19 protein-coding genes are annotated in these 22510 nt (G+C 32.3%); 3 read left to right on the forward strand and 16 right to left on the reverse strand.

The features are described 5' to 3' along the window. Positions 1-95 precede the first annotated feature (95 nt). Positions 96-2228 carry a peptidoglycan D,D-transpeptidase FtsI family protein gene (locus ACXY7N_RS00275; protein WP_488592222.1) on the reverse strand — a complete coding sequence of 711 codons (2133 nt, stop codon included), beginning with the start codon at positions 2226-2228 and terminating at the stop codon, positions 96-98. Positions 2229-2611: 383 nt separating this feature from the next. Between ACXY7N_RS00275 and ACXY7N_RS00280 the strand changes: the two genes are divergently transcribed. Then, positions 2612-4372: a peptidoglycan D,D-transpeptidase FtsI family protein gene (locus tag ACXY7N_RS00280; protein WP_016134516.1), complete on the forward strand. Its 1761-nt coding sequence runs from the start codon at positions 2612-2614 to the stop codon at positions 4370-4372. Positions 4373-4383: 11 nt separating this feature from the next. Here the strand turns inward: ACXY7N_RS00280 and ACXY7N_RS00285 are convergent, their stop codons facing one another. The 7 genes from ACXY7N_RS00285 to ACXY7N_RS00315 form a co-directional block, all read right to left on the reverse strand. Continuing rightward, on the reverse strand, positions 4384-5211 hold the full coding sequence (locus ACXY7N_RS00285; RefSeq protein WP_016134515.1) for a hypothetical protein: 828 nt from the start codon (positions 5209-5211) through the stop codon (positions 4384-4386). Continuing rightward, positions 5201-5734: an RNA polymerase sigma factor gene (locus tag ACXY7N_RS00290; protein WP_016087832.1), complete on the reverse strand. Its 534-nt coding sequence runs from the start codon at positions 5732-5734 to the stop codon at positions 5201-5203. The genes ACXY7N_RS00285 and ACXY7N_RS00290 overlap by 11 nt, the downstream gene beginning before the upstream one ends. Positions 5735-6327: 593 nt before the next feature. Further along, positions 6328-8295: a penicillin-binding transpeptidase domain-containing protein gene (locus ACXY7N_RS00295; protein WP_088084182.1), complete on the reverse strand. Its 1968-nt coding sequence runs from the start codon at positions 8293-8295 to the stop codon at positions 6328-6330. 433 nt (positions 8296-8728) lie between these two features. Further along, complete coding sequence (locus ACXY7N_RS00300; RefSeq protein WP_116349086.1) at positions 8729-9322, reverse strand: SGNH/GDSL hydrolase family protein; 594 nt, start codon at positions 9320-9322, stop codon at positions 8729-8731. Between the two features lie 144 nt (positions 9323-9466). Continuing rightward, positions 9467-10615: an acyltransferase family protein gene (locus ACXY7N_RS00305; RefSeq protein ID WP_082181397.1), complete on the reverse strand. Its 1149-nt coding sequence runs from the start codon at positions 10613-10615 to the stop codon at positions 9467-9469. Between the two features lie 359 nt (positions 10616-10974). Continuing rightward, complete coding sequence (locus ACXY7N_RS00310; protein ID WP_088084184.1) at positions 10975-12288, reverse strand: D-alanyl-D-alanine carboxypeptidase family protein; 1314 nt, start codon at positions 12286-12288, stop codon at positions 10975-10977. 464 nt (positions 12289-12752) lie between these two features. Then, positions 12753-13412 (reverse strand): CatB-related O-acetyltransferase, encoded by a 660-nt coding sequence (locus ACXY7N_RS00315; RefSeq protein WP_088084185.1) that lies wholly within the window; start codon positions 13410-13412, stop codon positions 12753-12755. Between the two features lie 453 nt (positions 13413-13865). Here ACXY7N_RS00315 and ACXY7N_RS00320 point away from each other — a divergent pair, with 453 nt between their 5' ends. Then, positions 13866-14336, forward strand: a complete 471-nt coding sequence (locus ACXY7N_RS00320; protein ID WP_016087846.1) for a DUF5065 family protein — start codon at positions 13866-13868, stop codon at positions 14334-14336. Positions 14337-14929: 593 nt separating this feature from the next. Here ACXY7N_RS00320 and pepD read toward each other — a convergent pair. From pepD to ACXY7N_RS00350, 6 genes are all read right to left on the reverse strand, one after another. Further along, positions 14930-16399: a beta-Ala-His dipeptidase gene (gene pepD, locus ACXY7N_RS00325; RefSeq protein WP_016087848.1), complete on the reverse strand. Its 1470-nt coding sequence runs from the start codon at positions 16397-16399 to the stop codon at positions 14930-14932. 141 nt (positions 16400-16540) lie between these two features. After that, entirely contained in the window at positions 16541-16717 is a 177-nt protein-coding gene (spoIISB, locus tag ACXY7N_RS00330; RefSeq protein WP_016087849.1) for a stage II sporulation protein SB, read from the reverse strand. A 75-nt stretch (positions 16718-16792) separates the two neighbouring features. Beyond that, positions 16793-16918: a hypothetical protein gene (locus ACXY7N_RS00335; protein ID WP_033659699.1), complete on the reverse strand. Its 126-nt coding sequence runs from the start codon at positions 16916-16918 to the stop codon at positions 16793-16795. Positions 16919-17030: 112 nt separating this feature from the next. Beyond that, positions 17031-17768, reverse strand: a complete 738-nt coding sequence (locus ACXY7N_RS00340) for a type II toxin-antitoxin system SpoIISA family toxin (protein WP_033659836.1) — start codon at positions 17766-17768, stop codon at positions 17031-17033. 188 nt (positions 17769-17956) lie between these two features. Then, positions 17957-18694, reverse strand: a complete 738-nt coding sequence (gene gpmA / locus ACXY7N_RS00345; protein WP_016087852.1) for a 2,3-diphosphoglycerate-dependent phosphoglycerate mutase — start codon at positions 18692-18694, stop codon at positions 17957-17959. A gap of 166 nt (positions 18695-18860) precedes the next feature. Next, positions 18861-19343: a MarR family winged helix-turn-helix transcriptional regulator gene (locus ACXY7N_RS00350; RefSeq protein WP_454496963.1), complete on the reverse strand. Its 483-nt coding sequence runs from the start codon at positions 19341-19343 to the stop codon at positions 18861-18863. A gap of 107 nt (positions 19344-19450) precedes the next feature. Between ACXY7N_RS00350 and ACXY7N_RS00355 the strand changes: the two genes are divergently transcribed. Then, positions 19451-21136 (forward strand): alpha-keto acid decarboxylase family protein, encoded by a 1686-nt coding sequence (locus tag ACXY7N_RS00355; protein WP_082181396.1) that lies wholly within the window; start codon positions 19451-19453, stop codon positions 21134-21136. 47 nt (positions 21137-21183) lie between these two features. Here ACXY7N_RS00355 and ACXY7N_RS00360 read toward each other — a convergent pair whose 3' ends face one another. Together ACXY7N_RS00360 and ACXY7N_RS00365 are read right to left on the reverse strand one after the other, a co-directional pair. After that, on the reverse strand, positions 21184-21591 hold the full coding sequence (locus ACXY7N_RS00360) for a VOC family protein (RefSeq protein ID WP_016087855.1): 408 nt from the start codon (positions 21589-21591) through the stop codon (positions 21184-21186). A 119-nt stretch (positions 21592-21710) separates the two neighbouring features. After that, complete coding sequence (locus tag ACXY7N_RS00365) at positions 21711-22421, reverse strand: class I SAM-dependent methyltransferase (RefSeq protein WP_016087856.1); 711 nt, start codon at positions 22419-22421, stop codon at positions 21711-21713. Between the last annotated feature and the right edge of the window lie 89 nt (positions 22422-22510).

The following is a 22510-nucleotide window of genomic DNA, read 5'->3' on the forward strand; positions in this document are numbered from 1 at the left end:
GATAGCTGCTATCTTTCATTTCAAATCTTCCTTTAACTTATAAAGGCTTTTATATAAACAGGGTCACTTTCCCTAAGAAAAATACTCACATTTTACTAATTTTGATTAGAACTATCTGTACTAGCAGCTTCACCATGTATACGTTGCTGTTTTAAATCAAAGTATACATCTAAAACTTCCTTTCCAATTATAGAATTAATTCCACTTTTATCATCATGAAGCCATGGGACTACAATAGAAAATGCCACTTCTGGATTATCATATGGAGCATATCCAACTAATGTTAAGTTGTAACATTCCATACGTTCTCCTTTTGCATTTCTACCAATTGGATCATCTCCACCATATACAGTTTGAGCTGTCCCTGTCTTTCCTGCTGGTTTATATGAAGCATTTTTGAAATGCTTCACGCCAGTTCCATCACCTTCTTGGAATACCCATCTAAACCCTTCTTTTATCCGATCAATATGTTCTGTCTTCATATCAATTCGATTTAATACGACAGGCTCTATGGAGCGTATAACTTTACCAACCTCTTCTTTTATTGATTGTTCTCGTATTTCTTGTACAATTTGTGGTTGCATTCTATAACCGCCATTAGCAATCGTTGAAATATATTGCGCCAATTGCAACGGCGTATACGTATCATACTGACCAATAGAAAAGTCTAGTAAAAAACCAGGTTGACTATCTGCTTTTCTAGTTTGTCCAATTATTTCATTCGGTAAATCAATACCTGTTGGGACACCTAAACCAAATTGCTTGAAATAATAACGCATCGTATCAAAGGCTCCTTGTTTAATATCCAATGAGCCATTTGGTACGTAATTAACTCCCGCAATTTTTAAAGCTGTCTGGAACATGTATACATTCGAAGATACTTGTAGAGCTCGTAAATCATTAATATTACCAAATCCGGATACATTCCATGATTTCTTAGCTTGTGTACCTTTAAATTTCATAGGTGCATCATAAAATTGATCTCCTGGATGTATTGCCCCTGTCTCATATCCAGTTAATAAAGTAGCACCTTTTACAGCTGACCCTAGCTCATACGAAGTTGTCATGTTGCCTAATGCCAAATCCTCAATCTCTATTTTCCCTTCTTTTTCTACAATCTTTTTGCCTGCCATGGACAAAATCTGTCCATTATTTGGATTCGTCATGACGACAAAAGCTCGGTCCAACAGTGGCTCTGAACTCTTAAAAGCTCTCAAGTTTTTCTCTATACTTTCTTCCACTTTCTTTTGTAATTCCATATCAATCGTTAATGTTAAACTATTTCCACTTTTCCCTTTAGAAATTACTTCTGTGTTTATAATGTTTCCTGATTTATCAGTAATGTTTTTCACTTCTTCTTTTGTACCGTGTAATACATCTTCATATCGTTGTTCAATATAACTTTTTCCGACACGATCATTACGGTTATATCCACGTACCAAATAAGAATCTAAATTTTCTTTTGGTAAACCTTCTTCGCTACTCGTAATATTTCCTAATACGGAACGAAATAAATTACCGTTTACATAATTACGTTCCCAATCAACTGTTGCATCTACCCCTGGAAACTCCGCAAGATTTTCACTTATTCGCGCATACTCTTGATCTGTTACATCTTTTTTTATAATTTGTGGTGTTAGTTGATAACCTGAACTCATTTTACTTTTAATAGCTAACACCTTTAAATCTTGTGTTGTTAATTCTGCCAATTCAGCTTCTGTAACGCGACTTCGTCTTAAGTCTTCAATTTTTTTATCTAACTCTTTTCCCTCTATTCCCTTATCTTTTAACTTTTCTATATCTTTTTTAGTAATCTTTGTATCAGCACGTTTCGTATTCAACTGCATCCAAAAATCTTTTTTATCGATATCTGTTAATTTATTTATATCTTGTTCGGGCATTTCAAGTACTTTCGCTAAATCTTTTGCTGTTTTTAAAATATCGTCACTCGTAACCCCCTTCACCCTTGTATACGTAATTGTGCGAAGAGACTTATTATTAACAACTGTTTTCCCTTCTCGATCTAGTATTTGTCCACGCGGAACTGGAATACTAGTTATTGCATTTTGACTGCTTTCCACTTGATTCTTATAAGCCTCTCCCTCTACGATTTGCACTTTTCCTAGCTGCATAATAATAACTGCGAATAGTAAAAATATGCAAAGGAACATTATATTTAATCGAATAGATATATATGTCTTCTGCTTCTTTCCTTTTTGTTCTTTCATAAATCCTCCATTTAATCCTTTCAGGAATTACTGCAAATACTAAAAGCATTCCTTTTATATTAGATACCGATGACCGGTTATAAATATCGTCTCAATTTTTTGCCTACTCCTTGTAAGCATCCATTCCTTTTCGTTTAGCTACGTAACTCATAACTCTCCCTTTCTGTTTTCTCTCTATTTTTTTGTCTCTTGCATTAGAAATGCTACACTGTATAATGACTCTTATTAAACTTACATATAGACTTGCTAGTAAATTTTCATACTGATGGTTCCTTTCTTCATGCTGTAATACTTAATAGACAACCTAAACAATAAAGTTGTTCCACATTTACAAAAAAAATAATTAACTATAAGATGAAATAGGCTACATAAGGGAGGGTTATATGTTACATACAAAAAGATGGAGATTTTTTGCGGTTCTTTCTATTTTAGGTTTGATTTTACTAATTTTATTAAAAATCAACTTCATTTCAATTACTATCGCAACTTCTTCAGCTGAAAGAGGAAAAATTTTTGATCAAAATGGTGTAATACTAGCTACAAATAAGAAAGTTAAGTCTCTTTATTGCACTTCTAATTATGAAAATTTATCGAATCAAGATACATCAAACACATTAGCTTTTTTCAATCAATTTTCAAACGAGTTTCAACATGACATTTCTACAGAGACTATAAAATCGCAATTACAACAATCTTGTAAAAATAAGACTATGAATGATATACCGTTATACTCTGACATAACTGAGAATGAACTTGCATTCATAAACAAAAACAAACCCAATAATGTAATAATCAAAGATGAATTGATTCGATATTATCCTAAACATGAAACTGGTTCACAAGTAATTGGGTATGTGGAAAATGAGCTTAATTCAAAGCATATGCCCGCTGGAAAAAGCGGGATCGAGTTGCAATATGAAAATGATTTAAAAGGAAAACCAGGAAAAACTCTAATTTTTAAAATGAATAATAAAAAGTTCTTTTGGAACATCCGAAAAGTACAAAATGGAAAAGATGTCCGGCTAGCTTTAGATTCTAAGTTGCAGCAAAAAACAGAGGAAGCATTAAGATCTCAAATTAAGAAAACACCTGATGCTAAAGCTGGTTATGCTGTAGTGAGCGATGTAAAAACTGGCGCAATTTTAACTATGGCCAACTCGGCAGTTTTTGATCCAAATATATTACATACACATGTATCACCTAAAATAGAAAACATAAAATCACTTTCGCAAAATAAAGCAATTCAAAAATTAAAGTATGGTGAATCTTATGTAAATATGGCTTCTACTATAAAGCCACTTACTATTTTAATTGGATTAAACGAAAAGCTTTTTCAACCTGAAGATACTTATTTAGATAAGGGTACTTTTCAGTATGATAATCAAAATAACATTACGAATGCACCTGGAACGCCAACAGGTGAGATTACACCGAGGCAGGCTATCATTAATTCATCTAACACATTTATGACAGCAAAAGTAGCTTTGCCCTTATTCAACCAAAATAATGGGAATATAGAAAAAGTGGCACATATATGGACAGAGTATTTAAAGCAATTTGGCCTTCGTTCTAAAACTGGGATTGATTTACCCTTTGAAGAAGACGGACAATATGAATTCCATCCTTCTAATAAGTTTGAAAATGGAATCTCCGCTTTATTAAATGCCTCTTGGGGAGGAAATGAAGTGCATACTCCTCTTCAACTTGCTCAATATGCAGCAACTTTGGCAAGTAAAGGTGATAAATATAAACCTCAAATCGTAAGTGCTGTTATTGCTCAAGATGGTCAGGAAACAAAAAAGTTTAAACCAATTTTAGAAAGTTCAAATCGTTATCCAATGAACTTTTGGAGTGTCGTGCAAGGTGGAATGAGTCAAAATATAGAGGAGATTAAAAAATTGCCCTTTGATGTCGCAGGTAAAACGGGTATAACCGGTTCTCCAAATGAACAAGAAAGAGTAATCAATCATTCTCTTTTCATTGCATATGCTCCTACCAAAGATCCACAGATTGCCGTTTCTGTCGTTATTCCTGGTAGTAATTCAGAAAAAAACATTGCTGCTCTCGTTACATCAGAAATTTTAGAGTCTTGGAATACTCTTCAAAAAGAGAATAAAAACAAAGAGGAAGGTTCATTAAAGTGAACCTTCCTCTTTTACCATATAGAATCTATATTAATAATTTTCCATATACCTTCATTATTCTTTTCGAACATAAATGAATATTTAATATCAGTTAATACATACTCTTTTTGTACATATCCAGTATTACCGTTAATTGTCGATATTTTTATATATCCATCATTCTGCACTTTTTCTGGAATCCAAGCTTTGACCATTTCATTAGATACTTCATATAAAACTTGCGATTCTCGCTTTGGTTCACCTAAAATTTTCGTTTTATTTCCAATAACAGTTGCATATATAAAATGCGCTTGCTTTGGTTGGTTACTTTCTGTCAATCCACTTGGTACTTTGTATACTTGCTTTGTATCATTTGCAAACTCTCCTCCCATTGTAAGAGCGACTTGCAACTCATGAAAAATATCTTCATCAAACTTCATTTCATCCTTCTTATAACTCTTCCCTTTAAATAGAACTTCATCATTTAGCGCTTTGTACAGCTCATTTTCATTTTTTGAACTTGTACTTTGATATAGTTCATTCATAAATTGTTTTAATGATGGATCTTGAGCAGACTCATCTTTTGTTTTAGGCTTAATTTGAGTACTACTTTGTACCGGTGATTTATTATCATCAATCCAAGGTTGTTGAACAATAAAAAATAAAAATGTACAAGCTAAAACCACTACAATTGGCAATGCTTTTTTACGAAATGGTCTTGTCTGTTTTGAAGAATCTACCTCATTACTTTCGTATATAGATTGCTTTATTTTATAAATATATTCTTTTTCATCTTTACGTTGTTCCATTGGGCCGTTTTTTAATTTACTATACCAGTCAGGATTTTTTTTATTTTTCATCACTACTACCCTCCCCTATTAATTTTGAAACCTTACTTCTTGCTCTACTTAATCTAGATTTCACAGTTCCAATGGAAACTCCTAACGTTTCAGCCATTTCTTCATAAGATAATTCATATTTTGCATCCAATATTATTATTTCACGATGCTTTTTAGGTAGTTTTAATACAACCTTCCACACATCATTCATTTCTTCTTGCTTAAAAAATTCTTGTTCTGCCGACTGCGATTGCTTATCGTCATTAAAAAATCCTATTAAAGATATCCTTTTAAAATAAGAGGATTTCAAATAGTTTATTGCCGTATTTCTTGTAATTTTTAATATCCACGTTTTAATAGATGACTCCTTTCGAAATGAATTCCAATTTTTAAATACCTTTATAAATACATCTTGCGTGATATCATCTGATAAGTGTGGATCTTTCGTAATAATAAATGAATAATTCCATACATCTTGCCAATAGTCTTTTATAATATCGTCCAGCTCATCATGATTACACTTTTCAATAAACGTCTGTTCCATTTCCACACCTCAAACTTATTTGAATAAACATAAAACTGCCCTCACTTTTATTATGGTTTCAATATATAGACAAGATACAAGTTTCATTTGTTCCATTGTTTATCTTTTTTGATAGAAACATCCTCCTAAAAATGTAAAGGTGTGCAATTACTTTCATAAAATAATCACCTACACATTCTCTTACATGACAGGCTCCTAAAAAACAAGTAAAGCATACAATATTAAAAATACACTCATAAAAAATCTGATTATTATTTGTGCATTTCACGCAACACTTCACTTGTACCACCTTTTTTCTTAGAGCATACTTATTTGTGTGCTCTATTTATGTTTTACTACATAACTGTTTTGTTACAGTTTTTAAACTTGTCCCTTTCAATATGTTTTACTCTTCTATTTACTATTAGCAATACCAACTTTTCAAAAATGAAAATAAAGATGAGGTATCAACTTTATTCAGCCACAACAAAAAAGCATTCTCGATTAAGGAGAATGCTTTTTTAAAACTTAATTGCTCTTTGTTTTGCTCAATTTATACCTTCGTGTTAAGCAAACAATGAATGTAGTAAAAGATTTCACCTTATAGTTACGTATTATTTCTGAAAAACGTGTTTTACTTTTTCGCCTGGAACGTTACTCCCCCCTCTTCCTTTTACATCTTCAATCATCATGGTTACAATCATGTCTGGCTCATTTGCATCAAAAGCCGCAAACCATCCAAGTTCTTTTCCGTCTGCCTCTTTCGATTCTTTCAATTCTGCTGTACCTGTTTTACCAGCAAGAGTTACACCATCAACCTTAGCAATTCTACCCGCACCATCAGGGTCATTAATGACTTTTATTAAGGCACTCTTTAATATCTCTTGATTCTTTTTAGAAACCACATTTTCTTTCCAATTCCCCGCTACTTTTGCTTCTTTTAAAAGATGAGGCGACGGAATATTCCCTTCATTCACAATCGGTGCATATGTTAATGCTAAATGAAGTGGTGTCATTAATACTTGTCCTTGTCCGTATCCCGTGTCTGCTAGTTGAATATCATTTTTTATCCCGTCTCTTGCAATGATTGAAATAGGAAATTCATATTCAATTGGTAATTTTTCATGAAATCCGTATTTCTTAAATTCGTTTACATACTGATCTTTTCCCATTTTCAAAGCTTGTTGAGCAAAATAAATATTATCAGAGTACTTCATTGCCTTGTCAAAATCAATTGGACTTGCATCCTTCACACGTGTTACATAATAATTTCCCCAAGATGAATCTTTTGTCCACTTTAATCCTTGAATTTTAAATTCTTCCTTTGGATTTATTGTGTTTGTTTCCAAACCAATTGCACCTGTAATCGTTTTAAATACGGAACCTGGTACAAATGCTTGTGTGAAACGATTCATCATTGGTAGTTTCGAGTCGTTATTCCATGCTTCTCGTTGGGCTTTTGATGCTCCTCTAACTATTATATTTGGATTATAAGCAGGGCTACTTACAAGTGCAATTGTTTCACCCGTTTTCGGATTGACCGCTGCACTAGATCCTGCTTCATTTTTCATCTCATTAAAGATTTTTTCTTGAATTGCAGCATCAATTGTTAACGTAACATTTTCCCCAGCTTTTGCTTCTTTTTTTGCTATGTTTTTAATCTCTTTCCCGTTCTCATCTTCCATAAATACGCGTCCACCCTTTTCACCACGTAATTTATTCTCTAATACTTTCTCTAAACCGGTCTTACCCACTAAATCATCTGCATGATAACCTTTTTTTTGAAGCGATTTTAACTCCTCTGCATTCACCTTTCCTATATATCCTGTTAAGTGTGCCGCTGCTTCTCCTAATGGATACGTACGAATATTTACTGGACGAGATGAAACTCCTTCTAATTCAATATAATCATTCTGTCTAGTTCCCTCTTTTAATATACCAATTGGTACAAAGGAGTCTGGTTTTATCCATTTCGCTGAAAGCTTCTGATCGACCTCTTCTGTAGACATATCCAGTAACTGTGCTACTATTTCTTTTGTTTGTGCTGCCGTTTCGCCTAGTTTCTCCGGAATAATTCCAACCTCAGTCGCTTTACCATTCGTTGCTAGACCTTTCCCATTTCGATCGTATATTTCTCCACGTTTTCCTTGTTCTGTTTGCATACGTACCTTGTAATCTTTTTTCATACCTGGAAAAATGAAATCTGGTGTCCAATCTATTTTCCAAGATTCTTTTTCTTTCACAAGTTTTGCTTCATGGATAAATGAAGCTGTTCCTCCATCCGTATCCATCTTAACTTCAAAAAGAAAAAGTTCTTTATCTTTAGCATTCTCTCCTTTCGTTTTAACTTTTAAATTCTTAACGCCAATACCTTCATAGATTTTTTGATATTTTTCTGTAAATTCTTTTTTAGAAATCGTTTTTTTTGCATGATCTGATAAATAATCATACATATTTGCAAATTTTTTATCATTCCATAAATTGATATATTCTTCAAATGTTTGTTTTGGCGGTTCGTTTTTATTACATCCTACCAACATAACTGCAAAACAAAAGAAAACCAACATCCATAATTTTTTCAATTCAATCTTCTCCCTTAGTTAAAAATATTTATTCCTTTCTTGCTATATTAAATAAAAAATGTTGTAACGCTTAATTGACAGTGTAAGTAATGAGATTGTTCCATATTTACAAAAGAAATTAATTTATGGTTCAGTTGCATTCGAAGGGGAAGATTTTAAAATTCTTACAAATAAAAAAGCAAATCTATTTAGCAATCGGTGTCATTATTAGTGCTGTTTTAACAATTTTATTTAAAATACCTTTTAGTTTGAGTTCTCCGCTCTTATCTTTTTTGTAGATATTTGAAACAAAAAAGACCCCTTATACTAAGGGGCCTACAACAGAAAACAAATAAGTATAAACAGAAAGTATAATTTATAGGCGCTTATATCCTTCTATTTCGCATCAAAACCCCTGCACTGTATGCGACAGGGGGCTTGTTCATTCTAAAGCTTATTTAAAAGAGTCATGTACAGGCAAACTACTAAAAATCAATTCAGCAACTTTTACATATCCTTTTGAGTTTGGATGAATTAAATCCTTAGACCAAAGCGTATTGTCATTAACTAAATGATGATTCCAAAAATCAACATGATGAAGCTTATACTCTCTGCTCAGTGAATGTATAACTTCATTTGCCTCTAATAATTGTTCTTTTATTACTTGTTTTTTTTCAGAAGCAAAAGGAAGCCTAACTGTAAAATCGGGAAGGTTTGCTATAATAATATCAGCATCTGTTTTACTTAATGTATCTATCATAAATTCCATTTCGTTCTTATATGCTTGATGATCCCAACGTCCTTTTAATACATCGTTTGCACCTGCAATTAGACTAACCAAATCTGGATTAAACGTTAATGCCTTTTCCAATTGCTGTGAGCGAATTTCTTTAGTTACTAACCCACGCTTTGCAAAATTAACATATTCTATATCGTTTACACAGAGTTGAACAAAATGATCTACCCAGCTTTTTAATGCTATTCCCTCAACTTCATCCCCTATCCCCTCTGTAAAACTATCACCAATCGATACAAATCGCTTCCACATATGTAGTCCCCCTTTATTATTATCCATATCTATACTATACAATAGCTTACAACGTATTTGTTATTTCTAAGTGTTTTTCGATTTCAATTACATTCCATTTTAGTATGTTTACATTTAGTAAACGAAATAAAATCCCTCTAGGTATTATACTTTTTTCAAAAAATTTGTTGTTCTTTGTTTTGCCCAGTTGATACATTTCTTTTCGATTAAATGATACGAAACTATAGAAAAAAGGAGTGTCATTGTAATGCACAAAGTAAGAAGGAATAAGATAGATATCTTTGTATACAAAAGTTTAAATAGTACCATCATGATTGGAAAATGACACAAATAGATACTGTATGAAATTTCTCCTAAATATACAAACACACTCTTATTTAAAAATGCTTTTACTTTTAGGTTACTCATGGCCATTATAATAAATATACTAACACCCATTACGACACCCCAATCTTTTAATAAGAAAGTAGTATCATTACGGGAAATACCATAAATTAAAATGGAATATAAATATAAAATAACCCCTAGTGCAATAAGAAATCCTTTATTAATTTTTTTCATATTCCTATATGAGTAGATAAGTTTTTCCTGATGTTTAAAAAGTAACATCCCAACCATAAACATAGATGTAAAATGCAGTGTATCAGCATAACCATTATAAAACCCCTCAGCTTTCCCAATATGCAACATATTAAGAAAAACACTAATGAAAGAAAAGCTCAAAGCAAATAGTATCGTTTTCTTCCAACTCTGTTTATAAAAAAGGAGGAATAAGAAAGGAAACACAATAGATATACGCATTTCTTGAGCCAATGACCAGATAACTGGATTATAATTTTCCGTAAAAAAGTTATTAAGAAGCACAAAATGGTTTATAATATCTAATTTTGTTATAGAACCTTGCCACCTATCATAGAACCAATCCCGTAGTCCTACCACTTCATACGGTGAAAATAAAATAAATAAAGCAAAGGTAATGATTATCCAAAAATAATAAGGGATATAGATTCTTACAAATCTCTTAATTAAATATCCCCAATAATTTGTTTTTGAATGGTAAAGTGCCATAGATAACACAAAACCACTGAGTACATAAAAAACGATTACAGCTTCTCCACCCGCCCATAAAATCCTAAGCGGGGAAAATTTAATAGAATTAGGCAACGATGGTAGCATTAAACAAAAATGTCCAAATACCACGGTAAGTGCTGCTAACCCTCGTATGGAATCTAATTCTTTTATTCTCTTACTCATAAAATGTTCTCCTTGTAAATTGTAGATTTTGCTGTTCATAAAGGCCACTATACAAATGTAGTGGGAGAATTGTACATATTGTTTCTTTAAATTCCTAATATAAGCAGTACAAAGTTAATTTGACCTCCATTTCTTTATATACATAATTTAAAACAAAATATTTAATACAAAGAAAAGATTTTATTAAATTTTTATAAAATCTAATTACAGAAATACGTACCGGATATTAATTTTTTTTGTCATTTGATGGAATAGTGGGTGGTTTTTCATCATGTAACTTTATGAAACTAACCTTGCACCTGAACCCTTTAAATCGAAAGATTCATAAAAAACGCCATCCTTTCTGTATATTTCTACAAAAAGAATAGCGTTTTTTAATTTATGGAAACAAATGTATGTTAGCTTTTTACTATATCAACCGCACTATCCCACATACCATTAAAGAAAGATCCGATTTTACGCATAAATCGTGTAAACCAATTTGCTTGTTCTACATCAGATTTTGTTACAAGGTCTATTTGTAATGATTTACCTGATAAGAACCCAGGATCTGTATTATCTTTAGGCGAGATAATCATTTTACTTATTGTTACACCTTTTTTAATAGGAGCTTCTTGTTCTTTATTCGATACTTTAAATTCTTTTTTATAAACATCTTTATTGCCCTTTGGCATTGGAAGTGAAACAGCTTGCTTCGTTTGAACTACTACATCTTTGTCTTTCGCATTTGCAACTCGCAAAGTTTCATGCCCTTTTACTACTGAATCTTTTCCGTAGATATTCTTCACTTCAAAATTCGCAAATCCATAATCATATAATTTCTTTGTTTCATCAAAACGTGCTGTATGAGAGTTTGCTTTTATTACTACAGAGATTAGACGCATACCGTTTCTTTCTACTGTACCAGTGAAGCAATCACCGGCTTCTGGAGTAGTTCCTGTTTTCAACCCATCTACACCTTCGTATTGCTTAATTAAACCTTTTAACATCATGTTAAAATTCACCATATCAATTGGATACTTGCCACCCTTTTGGAATGTTTTTTTGGGGATTTTTGCTGTATCTAACATTTTTGGAAAATCTCGAACGAGACGTTGTGCTAAAATCGCACAATCTCTTGCGGACATTTTATTTTTCTCGTCTGGAGTTGTCCCTTCTGGATGATGCCCTTTTAAATCATAGTTTGTTAAGCCAGTAGAGTTTACAAATTTATAATTTTTCATTCCAAACTCTTTTGACTTATCATTCATCATTTTCACGAAATCGGCTTCTTTTCCAGCAATTTCTTCAACTAAAGCAATTGTTGCACCATTTGCAGAGTAAATTGCCATTGCCTCATATAACTCTTTTACTGTATAAGAGCCACCATTTTCTAATGGAACGTTTGATAATGAGCGATCTTGTGAAATCTTATATGCATATTCAGAGATTTTAACTTTTTGATCCCATTTAAGTTTTCCTTTATCCACCGCTTCATGAACTAAGTATTCACTCATCATTTTTGTCATACTAGCAATTGCTAGTGATTCATCCGCATTTTTTTCATATAAAATTTTTCCGGAATTTACTTCTACTAAAATTGCTGATCCAGCTTCTACGTCTAAAACAGGAACTGTTTCCGCTGATGCGCTCCCAGATGTAACAACTATGCTACAAAATAGTGTAAGCACTGTTACTATTACAATGAATTTTTTGTAAAACATACCTTTCAATTCTCTTACCTCCAATATCTTTGTACTCAAAAAAACCGTTATTCTAGCATAATTCCTATAAAAATAGATAGTTTTATCAAATTCTATATACATATAAGACGTTAGGATCGCTTTCATATAGACCATCTCATACTTTTAGGCGCACTGATACTTTGTATTCCTACACGCATCCCTATTTTTCATACCTTTGTATTTTTCAAAATGATCCGTACTTTCATATTTTTTAGGATTACAATGAATAGACAATCTAAATAATGCGTTTGTTCCACATTTACAAAAAATAAAACCAGTGTATCCCGATTAAATATCGAGACACACTGGTTTTATTAGCTATCAAGGATTTTAATTATTGAATTCAGCTATTTACTATACTCATACCAGAGATGAATTTTCCTTAGTCTAGACTATTAATTTTTTATAATAAAAAACTACATCCTATATAGAATGTAGTTTCCCTCACAGATCTATCTATTTTTTACTTCCTTGTTATAAAAATCATATAATAATTCAATAGATGAACTAGATAAAAGCGGCATTGCCTTCTCAACTAATTCTCTATCCCAATCAAACCAACGCATATCCATTAGCATTTTCATTTCTGTATCAGTGAATCGTTTCTTTATTTCCTTAGCAGGATTTCCACCAACTATTGTATACGGCGGAACATCTTTACTTACGACAGATCCCGCTGCAACGATTGCACCTTCACCGATTATAACGCCAGGCAGAATAATAGCATTCATTCCAATCCAAGCATCACTTTTAATGACTGTATCGCCCTTCGGTTCATATGAATGCTCAATTTGCTCAGCGAATGGATATACTGTAATCCATTCTGAGTGATGATTATGATTACCACCCATTAAAATGACTACTCCACTCGCAATACAAACATAGTTCCCAATAATGAGTTTATCAAGATGCCATCCCATCTGTTCAATTGGATTGAACAGCGCTCGGGACTTAGCATCCCCCCACAAATACCTTACACAGCCATCTTCAAAATTTTGATGACCATAATAACCTGAATAATAGGAGTACTCTCCTACCTCAATGAGTGGATTTGTTACTATATCTTTTAAATACTTTGTTTCTGACCAATGATTAAATAATGGATGCTTCATAACTTTATTCCTCGCTTCTAAGTATTATATATTTTGCTATTTACTTAGAAGCTTACTACGACTGCTACATTTTTTAGCTTTCTCAAACGACGAATCATTATCTTCAAGCCTTTCTTTTATTATAAAGGAATCATATCGTGATAAATTATATAAGTCAAATTGTAAAATTATGTACTGAAACTTGAATTATGAATTGAAATTTCAGCATTAAAACAATCGAGTTTTCAAATAACAAATCCCAATTACATATAATAAAGATTTCTTAGCTATACATCTAACTTCTTTCTTATATTAGCCTTCACTCCCTCGATATAGTTTTATTATTTATTAATTTGTCTGATAAATCAATAAATGTTAATATGATTATAGAAGATATTATCATCCATTAGATTTCACAGCTAGTTTTTCACAAAAACGATTTCTGAATCCTTAAGTAAATAGGAGGTTTAGAACATGAAACTTTTAAGGCAATCAACAATTATTGGTGCATTGACTGTTGGAGGATTTTTATTTTCAAATACAATTAGTACAATCACACCTGTGTCTGCTGAATCGCAACTTACACAAAAAGAATCACGAATTTTAGATAATTGGCGGTGGCAAAGCTATTTTTTATTACATCATAATGCAGATTTTATAGAAGAGTTAGCAGTTGGTGAGTTAAAGCATGGAGATACATTCGATGTTACTATATATACTGGTGGTAAGGATACTGGTATTGTAAAAATATATCAATTGAGTGAAAATGAAAATAATGAAATAAACTTGCATAGATATAAAACCATTTATGACTCAGGTTTAAAACATAATTATGGTAGATTTGTAACACCTATTACTAAGGTTTATAATCCAGGAACATATGTAGCCGTTATGAAACTTGGAGAAAATTATTATTATGGAGGCAGCTTTAAAATCTCAAAATAATTTACATTTATCTCATCAGTAAAAAAATATTGGATACATTTTTATTAGACAAAAATCATTTTAAAAGCTTCTCTACCTTATATAAGATAGAGGAGCTTTTTGATTGTTTGCCCTTTTTAAGGTTTAAAAAAATTCTTACTTTCTTTATAAATTAGCATTTTTATTCAATAACTGTTTCCACTTCTATAAGTTTTACAATTCAATATGCAATATTGCATATTTTATATGTTTACTCTTTAAAAATGGGATAATTTATTTATACTAATTTATAAAATTAATATTGAAAGGAGAATATTACATGTCTTTCTATTCTTGGTCTCCTCTTATTTTCTTAATAGTTGTTGCAATTATCATTTCTATTCAAAAGGCTAAGAAACAATAATTTATTATGTGGAGGTGTAATAATGTCATTTGCAGCATGGAGTGCTATTTTTATGACTTTAATCGGAGCAATATCTGGAGCAATCTTTGGTACAATCTCCTCTAGAAATAAAAGCAAAAATTAAATGCTAACGTAAAAATGAATTTCTAATAAAACTCTATACAAAAAAGTAGCCTATAAAGTTTTATAGGCTACTGTTCTTTCATCAAAATTATTTAGCTAATTCTTTTGTCCCCTTCATTACATCAACAAAGAATCCCCAGTTATTCACAACAGAAGAAATACTAATATGTTCATCTGGAGTGTGAACATTGAATATATCTGGCCCGAATGAAATTGCATCTAATTCAGGCATCTTTTGAACGAATACACTACATTCAATTCCTGCATGTACAGCAAAGATTTCAACATCTTTATTGTATTTTTCTTGATGCACTTTTTCAAACAAATTACGAATTTGTGAATTCGGATTGTATGGCCATTCTGGATACTCTGACTCTATTTCAAATGTTGCACCAACTAATTCGGCAATACATTTAATTTCATCTGCAACATGTTGTTTTAAACTACTTACAGAACTTCTCACTTCGTTACGTAATTTAATTTCATCTTGCAACGTTTCAATAACGCCTAAATTTGTTGAGCTTTCTACTAGACCTTTAATATCCATGCTCATGCTTTGAATGCCGTTCGGAATTAAGAATAATGATGAAATAAGCTGCTTTTGTGTTTCTTTAGCAAATACTTTTTCTACTTTCTCATCCAATTTTGTAAGTGTAACATGAACATCTGGATCAACAGCACGCATTTCTTCTTGTAATACTCTTGTCCATGATAATAGTTTTTCTTCTACTTTCTCTACATCTTCTGTACGTAATACAATTGTAGCTACACTTTCACGCGGAATTGCATTCGTTTTTAATCCGCCATGAACTTCACTTAAACCAAATTGAATATTTACTGATAAATCATGTAATACTCGTCCTAATACTTTGTTCGCATTACCACGTTGTTTATCAATTTCCATACCAGAATGTCCGCCTTTTAGACCACCAACATATAGACGGTATGCATCCATATTCGCTGGCGCTTCATCCCAAATTACTGGAATTGTTTCAACAGCTTTCGCACCACCTGCGCTACTTACAAGTAATTTATGATCTTCTTCAGAATCAATATTAATAAAGATCTTTCCTTCAAAATGATTTGAATCAACAGCGAAAGCCCCGCCCATTGTTGTTTCTTCTTCAGTGGTTATAACTACTTCAAGTGCTGGATGTGGAATGTCTTTTGAATCTAATAAAGCCATTGCATACGCAACTGCAATACCATTATCAGCACCTAAAGTTGTTTGATTTGCATATAACATGTCCCCAATAATTCGTAATTCAATTGGATCTTTTTCAAAATCATGTACAGTCGCTTGATTTTTTTCACATACCATATCCATATGACCTTGAATAATAATAGCTGGTACATTTTCATAACCAGCAGTTGCTTCTTTTTTAATAATGACATTCATCGCTTCATCTTGAATCACTTCTAAATTACGCTCTTTTGCAAAGCCCACTAAATAATCACTAATTTCCTTTTCATTACCAGATCCTCTAGGAATCTTTGAAATTTCTGCAAAATGATAAAATACAGGGTGCTTTGTTAATTGTTCTAAAGTAGAATACATTTTTAAGCTCCTCTCAAAATGACAAAATAATATGTAAGTCTTTTATCATTATACCATGATTCGTTAGTTTCCCTTTCTATTTCATACTTTAAAATCCTCGCGTTAAATATTTAATCCTATAAAAAAACGAAAGAAAATGCACTATGCATTTTCTTTCGTTTTTTTTGCTTTCATATATTTTGAAGTACTATTATTCATTAATTTCTCTAAACGATTTATATTTTCCGTTAATGCACCTTTCACAAGAGAGAAATCTGTATTTGGTTCTTCTTTTTTTTCTTTAAAAAATGAAGACTTTTGTACATTTACTTCAGCCATCTCTTCTCCCCCTTTTCAAAAAGATACAACCTTTTATTTATATTATATAGCAAATGCAGACAGGGTGTACACGTATCATTTTCTTTTTAATTCTTCTTCTAATTCTTCTACTTGCTGCAAAGTATCTCCTTTTATTAAAGAGAAATCTGTTGTATCTTCACTATCTTCTTTAAAAAAATCATTGTCATAATCTTTTATCACTACAATCACCTCTACCTACTAGTGTAGGAATGATTGTCCGAATTTATACAAGTTTGTCTTAATTTGCTTTCCCTTTATGTATAAGTAAAAAGGACAGAAGAAAATCCTGTCCTTATTTAATAAAATAACTATGATGTATTGTTAAATTATATACATTTTCAAAATCCCGATCTTGCAGATTATTTTTCTTCCCATCAATAACAATGAAAACATCACTCACTATTTTTGCTGGTATAATTCCGACATTTTCTACTTGCACCGCTTTCTGCTCATTTAATTGCTCAATGTACTCTAACGGAACGATAGTACTAAATTGAGATCGAATACCACGAAAATTTGTATTTAATTCCTTTGCAGCTTCAAATACAACAATTTTCGCTCCAATCTTTTCCCCATACGAATCTAAAAATGCGTTTAAACTTTTTGTATATTCTTCTTCCGAATGCCATTCCATTGTACCGAATACTGCTGGATTGACATTTTGAATAATTGTTGTGTATATTTCTCCTCTTGCTTTAGAAGCAATTAATGACCGTTTTATCGATTGAACAGTCTTGCCGATATCACTAAATTTCGCTCCCCATATTTCTGAAATATTAGGTGTTAAAATAAATGCGATATCAACGAAAATAACCATTGCAGTGAACATTAAAAGATTTTTCCAGAGGGTTAAATCGATTCCTTTTATCATGAAATACACGGTGACAGATATGATAAACAATCCATACCAAGTCTTTCTAATACGTTGCTTTTTCTCCTCGTACAACTCTTCATTTCTCCAGTAAAAGAAAACAAGAACTAGAAAAACGATTGCTAAAATAAATAAGCCGAATCGAATGTTAGAGCTCACCAATCATATCACCCTCCATTCAAAAACTACTCACGATATCATTACATGCACAAGCAGCTCTTTTTATGACAAAAGACGTGGACAAGCTTCTAAATTTAGCTATACCGCATATACATTAGAAGGTGCCACGTCTTTTATCATGAATCTACATTGTATATGTAGACAAGCGTGCGTTTCAAATTTTCATGTTAAAAAGAAATATGTTTTGGAATTTCCCCTTCAGGTACTTCTCCATCCATACTTAAATAATAATGACGAATCGGATGTAAATCATCGTCTAATTCATAAACAAGTGGTATGCTCGTTGGAATATTTAATGAAACAACACCATCGCTTGAAAGGTTATCTAAGTATTTCACTAGCGAACGAATCGTATTACCATGCGATGAAATAATTACCTTTTCACCATTTTTTAATGATGGCGCAATTTCTGAATGCCAATAATCAAGTACTCTTTTCTCCGTATCCACTAAACATTCTGTCAATGGAAACTCACCTTTTTTAAGTGCTTTATATCTTGGATCATTCATTTCATATCTAGGATCATCCTCAGTAAGAGCAGGTGGTCTTACATCAATACTTCTTCTCCAAATATGAACTTGCTCCTCACCATATTTTTTAGCAGTTTCATCTTTATTCAACCCTTGCAATGCACCATAATGTCTTTCGTTTAGCTTCCAAGATTTATGTACTGGGACCCAGGCAAGATCCATCTCATGAAGTACAATCCATAACGTCCGAATTGCTCGTTTTAATACAGATGTATAAGCAACATCAAAAGTATATCCGTTTTTCTTTAATATTGCTCCTGCTTCTCTCGCTTCACTTAATCCATTCTCTGATAAATCTACATCTGTCCATCCAGTAAAGCGATTTTCAAGATTCCATAAACTTTGTCCGTGACGAATAAGTACAAGTTTTATCATAATAATTCCCCTCTCGGAAATGTGAATTTTATTGTTCCATTGCGTACACGTATAAAGTATCTAGTAATGCATCTTTTTATCCATCCACTCTATGACCAATCCATAGTTGCCAAATGTATGGATAAAATTTGTTCTTTTTCAAACTATAAAACAGATATATTTCGTATTATTTTTGATCGATTGCAACTTCCCGTTTTGATATCCAAGCATTAAAACCTGATCGGCTATTTGCCATCTCATTCATAACTTGATGCCAATTTTCTTCACACGATTCACCAAATTTTGAAAAAATGGCACCCATTTGTTGTCTTTGTACATCGCTCAGTTTTTTCTCTAACTCGGCACCTTTTTCTGTTAAAGATAACTGTTTCACACGACGGTCATGTGTAGCTTCATTACTCTCAATTAAACCCTTTTCCACAAGTTGACGTAGTGGTCCGTGAAGAGCTTGTTTACTTATCTCTAATAGTGATAATAATTCATTTACACTTATTCCTGGAAAACGTGCGATAAAAAATAAAATTCGGTGATGTACTCTTTGTATGCCATACTCTTTTATAATTTCATCTGGCTTTTCAGTAAATGTTTTATATGCAAAGTAAAATAGTGCTAATGCTTCATTCATCTGTTCTTCTTTATGTTGTGTCATCTACTTTCCCCCTGTATGTAAATTATACCACAATCCAGTAATCAATATTTTAATGAACGCATTGGAACTTCTTTAGTCTATTGAAATATTCATTGCACAATTAGGAGATGATTCACTTGAAAATGCAATATACTGTAAGTACATATTTGCTAGACCGACTAAGCGAATTAGGAATTGAACATATTTTCGGTGTCCCTGGTGATTATAATTTGGCTTTTTTAGATGATGTACTAGCACATGAAAAGCTAAAGTGGATTGGCAATTGTAATGAATTAAATGCTGCATATGCAGCAGATGGATACGCTCGCATAAACGGAATCGCAGCTCTTATTACCACTTTCGGCGTTGGAGAATTAAGCGCCCTAAACGGAGTTGCTGGCTCCTATGCAGAAAACGTACCAGTTATAAAAATCACAGGTACACCAACAACAAAAGTAATGGAAAATGGAGCACTCGTTCATCATACCTTAGGTGATGGAAAGTTCGATCATTTTTCCAATATGTATCGAGAAATTACTGTGGCACAAACAAATGTAACAGCTGAGCATGCTGCTGAGGAAATTGATCGTGTATTACGTGCATGTTGGAATGAAAAACGTCCTGTTCATATTAATTTGCCAATTGATGTGTATAATAAGCCAATTAATAAACCTACAGAACCAATTTTACATAAACCGATTTTAAGTAATAAAGAAGTGCTGGATAAAATGCTTCTACATGCAACTTCAAAAATAAACAGTGCCAAAAAACCTGTTATTTTAGCTGATTTTGAAGTGAATCGTTTTCATGCGGAAGAATATTTACTTCAATTCGTAGAAAAAACTGGGTTTCCTATCGCAACGTTAAGTATGGGTAAAGGAATATTTCCTGAAAAACACCCACAATTTATAGGGATTTATACTGGTGATGTTAGTTCTCCATACTTACGAAAAAGAATTGATGAATCTGACTGTATTATTAGTGTTGGTGTGAAATTAACTGATACTATTACCGGCGGCTTTACACAAGGTTTTATGAAAGAGCAAGTGATAGAAATCCATCCCTTTACTGTGAAAATTATTGATAAAAAATACGGACCAGTTATAATGCAGGATGTTTTGCAGCATTTGAGTGATTCAATAGAACATCGCAGCGAGGAAGTTCTTGAAATTAAGCCTTTTATTTCTGAATCATCTTTATTTACCGAAGAGTTCATTCCAAAAGAACAAATCGTTACGCAAAAACGATTTTGGCAACAAATGTATCATTTTTTAAAAGAAAACGATGTCTTAATTGCAGAACAAGGAACACCTTTCTTTGGTAGTTCCGCTATCCCTTTACCAAACAACACTACATATGTAGCACAACCATTATGGGGATCGATCGGTCATACATTACCTGCTCTACTTGGTACACAGCTCGCTAATTTATCGCGGCGTAACATTTTAATTATTGGTGATGGTTCTTTCCAATTAACTGTTCAAGAGTTATCGACTATACTACGTCAAAATTTAAAACCGATAATATTTTTAATCAATAACAATGGATATACTGTTGAACGTGCGATTCACGGTCAAAATCAACCGTATAATGACATACAAATGTGGGATTACACTAAACTAGCAAACATATTCGGAACAGAAGAAAAAAGCCAAACATTTAAAGTAGAAAATGAAATAGAGTTAGTAGAAGTCTTAACTAAAATAAGTTTTAATAAGAATCAACTTATCTTTATTGAAGTTATAATGAGCCAAGGGGATCAACCTGAATTGTTAGCTAAACTGGGGAAAAGATTCGGCCAGCAAAATTCTTAAAATGAAAAGCGTAACTATAAATAGGTTACGCTTTTCTTTTCAAATCTTTACTCAGCAAGCGTTAACTGCCAAGACACACCATACTTATCATTTAACCAACCAAATTTTTTACTAAATGGATAGGCACCTAAAGGCATAAGAATTGCTCCATCTTGTGCTAACTTATTAAAAACAGTTTCAATTTCTTCTTCCGTTTCACAAGTTACATAAAGTGACATAGCTGGAGTGAATGTAAACTCATGCTTTACATAACTATCAATACACATAAACTCTTGGCCATTTAGCGTAAAAGTTGCATGAATTACAGTTCCCTCTTTACCAGGTCCATTTTCATCGTAGCGAGAGATACTTACAATTTCTGATTGATCAAATAGTGATGTGTAAAAATTCATCGCTTCTTCAGCTTTTCCCTCAAACATTAAAAACGTAGTAATTTTTTGATTTGTGTTACTCATATAGAGACAGCTCCTTGTTATGTATTTATGAAAAATATACATCGGCCAACAAAACCGAACATACATTCTATCAAGTATATTTTCTATAAAAACGATGAGTTTGTCAATTATCTACTTTCTTATTTCTTCTTACATAATGCTGTCCAAAGAAATGATTCTCCAAACATTGTATTTGGTTGTTCAATTCGCTTCATCTTTCTAATTTCAATCACTTCAAATCCCTTAAATATCTCTCTTAATTTTTCTTCCGAATAAGCAAGACCACCTTGTAGACTCCATCCTCTATATACGTCCCAATCCGTTATTTCTGATCCATTTCGCTCATCTAAATCGCCTGCTGCAAAACATGTTAATCCAAAATAACCACCCGATTTTAATGAGTTTTTAATTAAATTCACATAATTTATTCTTCTATGCGGTGGAATATGATGTAAACAGCCCGAATCGTATACAAAATCAAATTCATTTTGACCCTCTAAATTAAAAATTGAATCACAAATAAATTCAATTTTTACCCCTTTTGCTAATGCCCTTTCTTTCGCCCAATTAATCCCTTCTATAGATAAATCCACTGCTGTTACATCAAATCCTTCATTTGCTAGATAAATTGCGTTTCTACCCGGACCACATCCAAGTTCTAGTACTTTTCCTTTTGAAACCCACTTTTTTTGTATATATGAAACTAAGTTTTCATCTGGAACATTTTCAAAAAACGGAACATCTTTTTCTCTATTCGCATAAAATTCATTCCAAAATGGTTCTGCCGGTCTTAATAATGAATCAAGCATTTTAATAATATCTTCTTGTGTGTGCAACGTTTCATTTTTCATTTGTATCCCTCCAAAACTTAATAGTCAGAAAATTATTATATATCTTTTTGAACTTTCAGACAAAGAAAAACCCCTACATTCAATAGGAG

The sequence above is a fragment of the Bacillus sp. 5w2 genome (genome assembly GCF_054353775.1).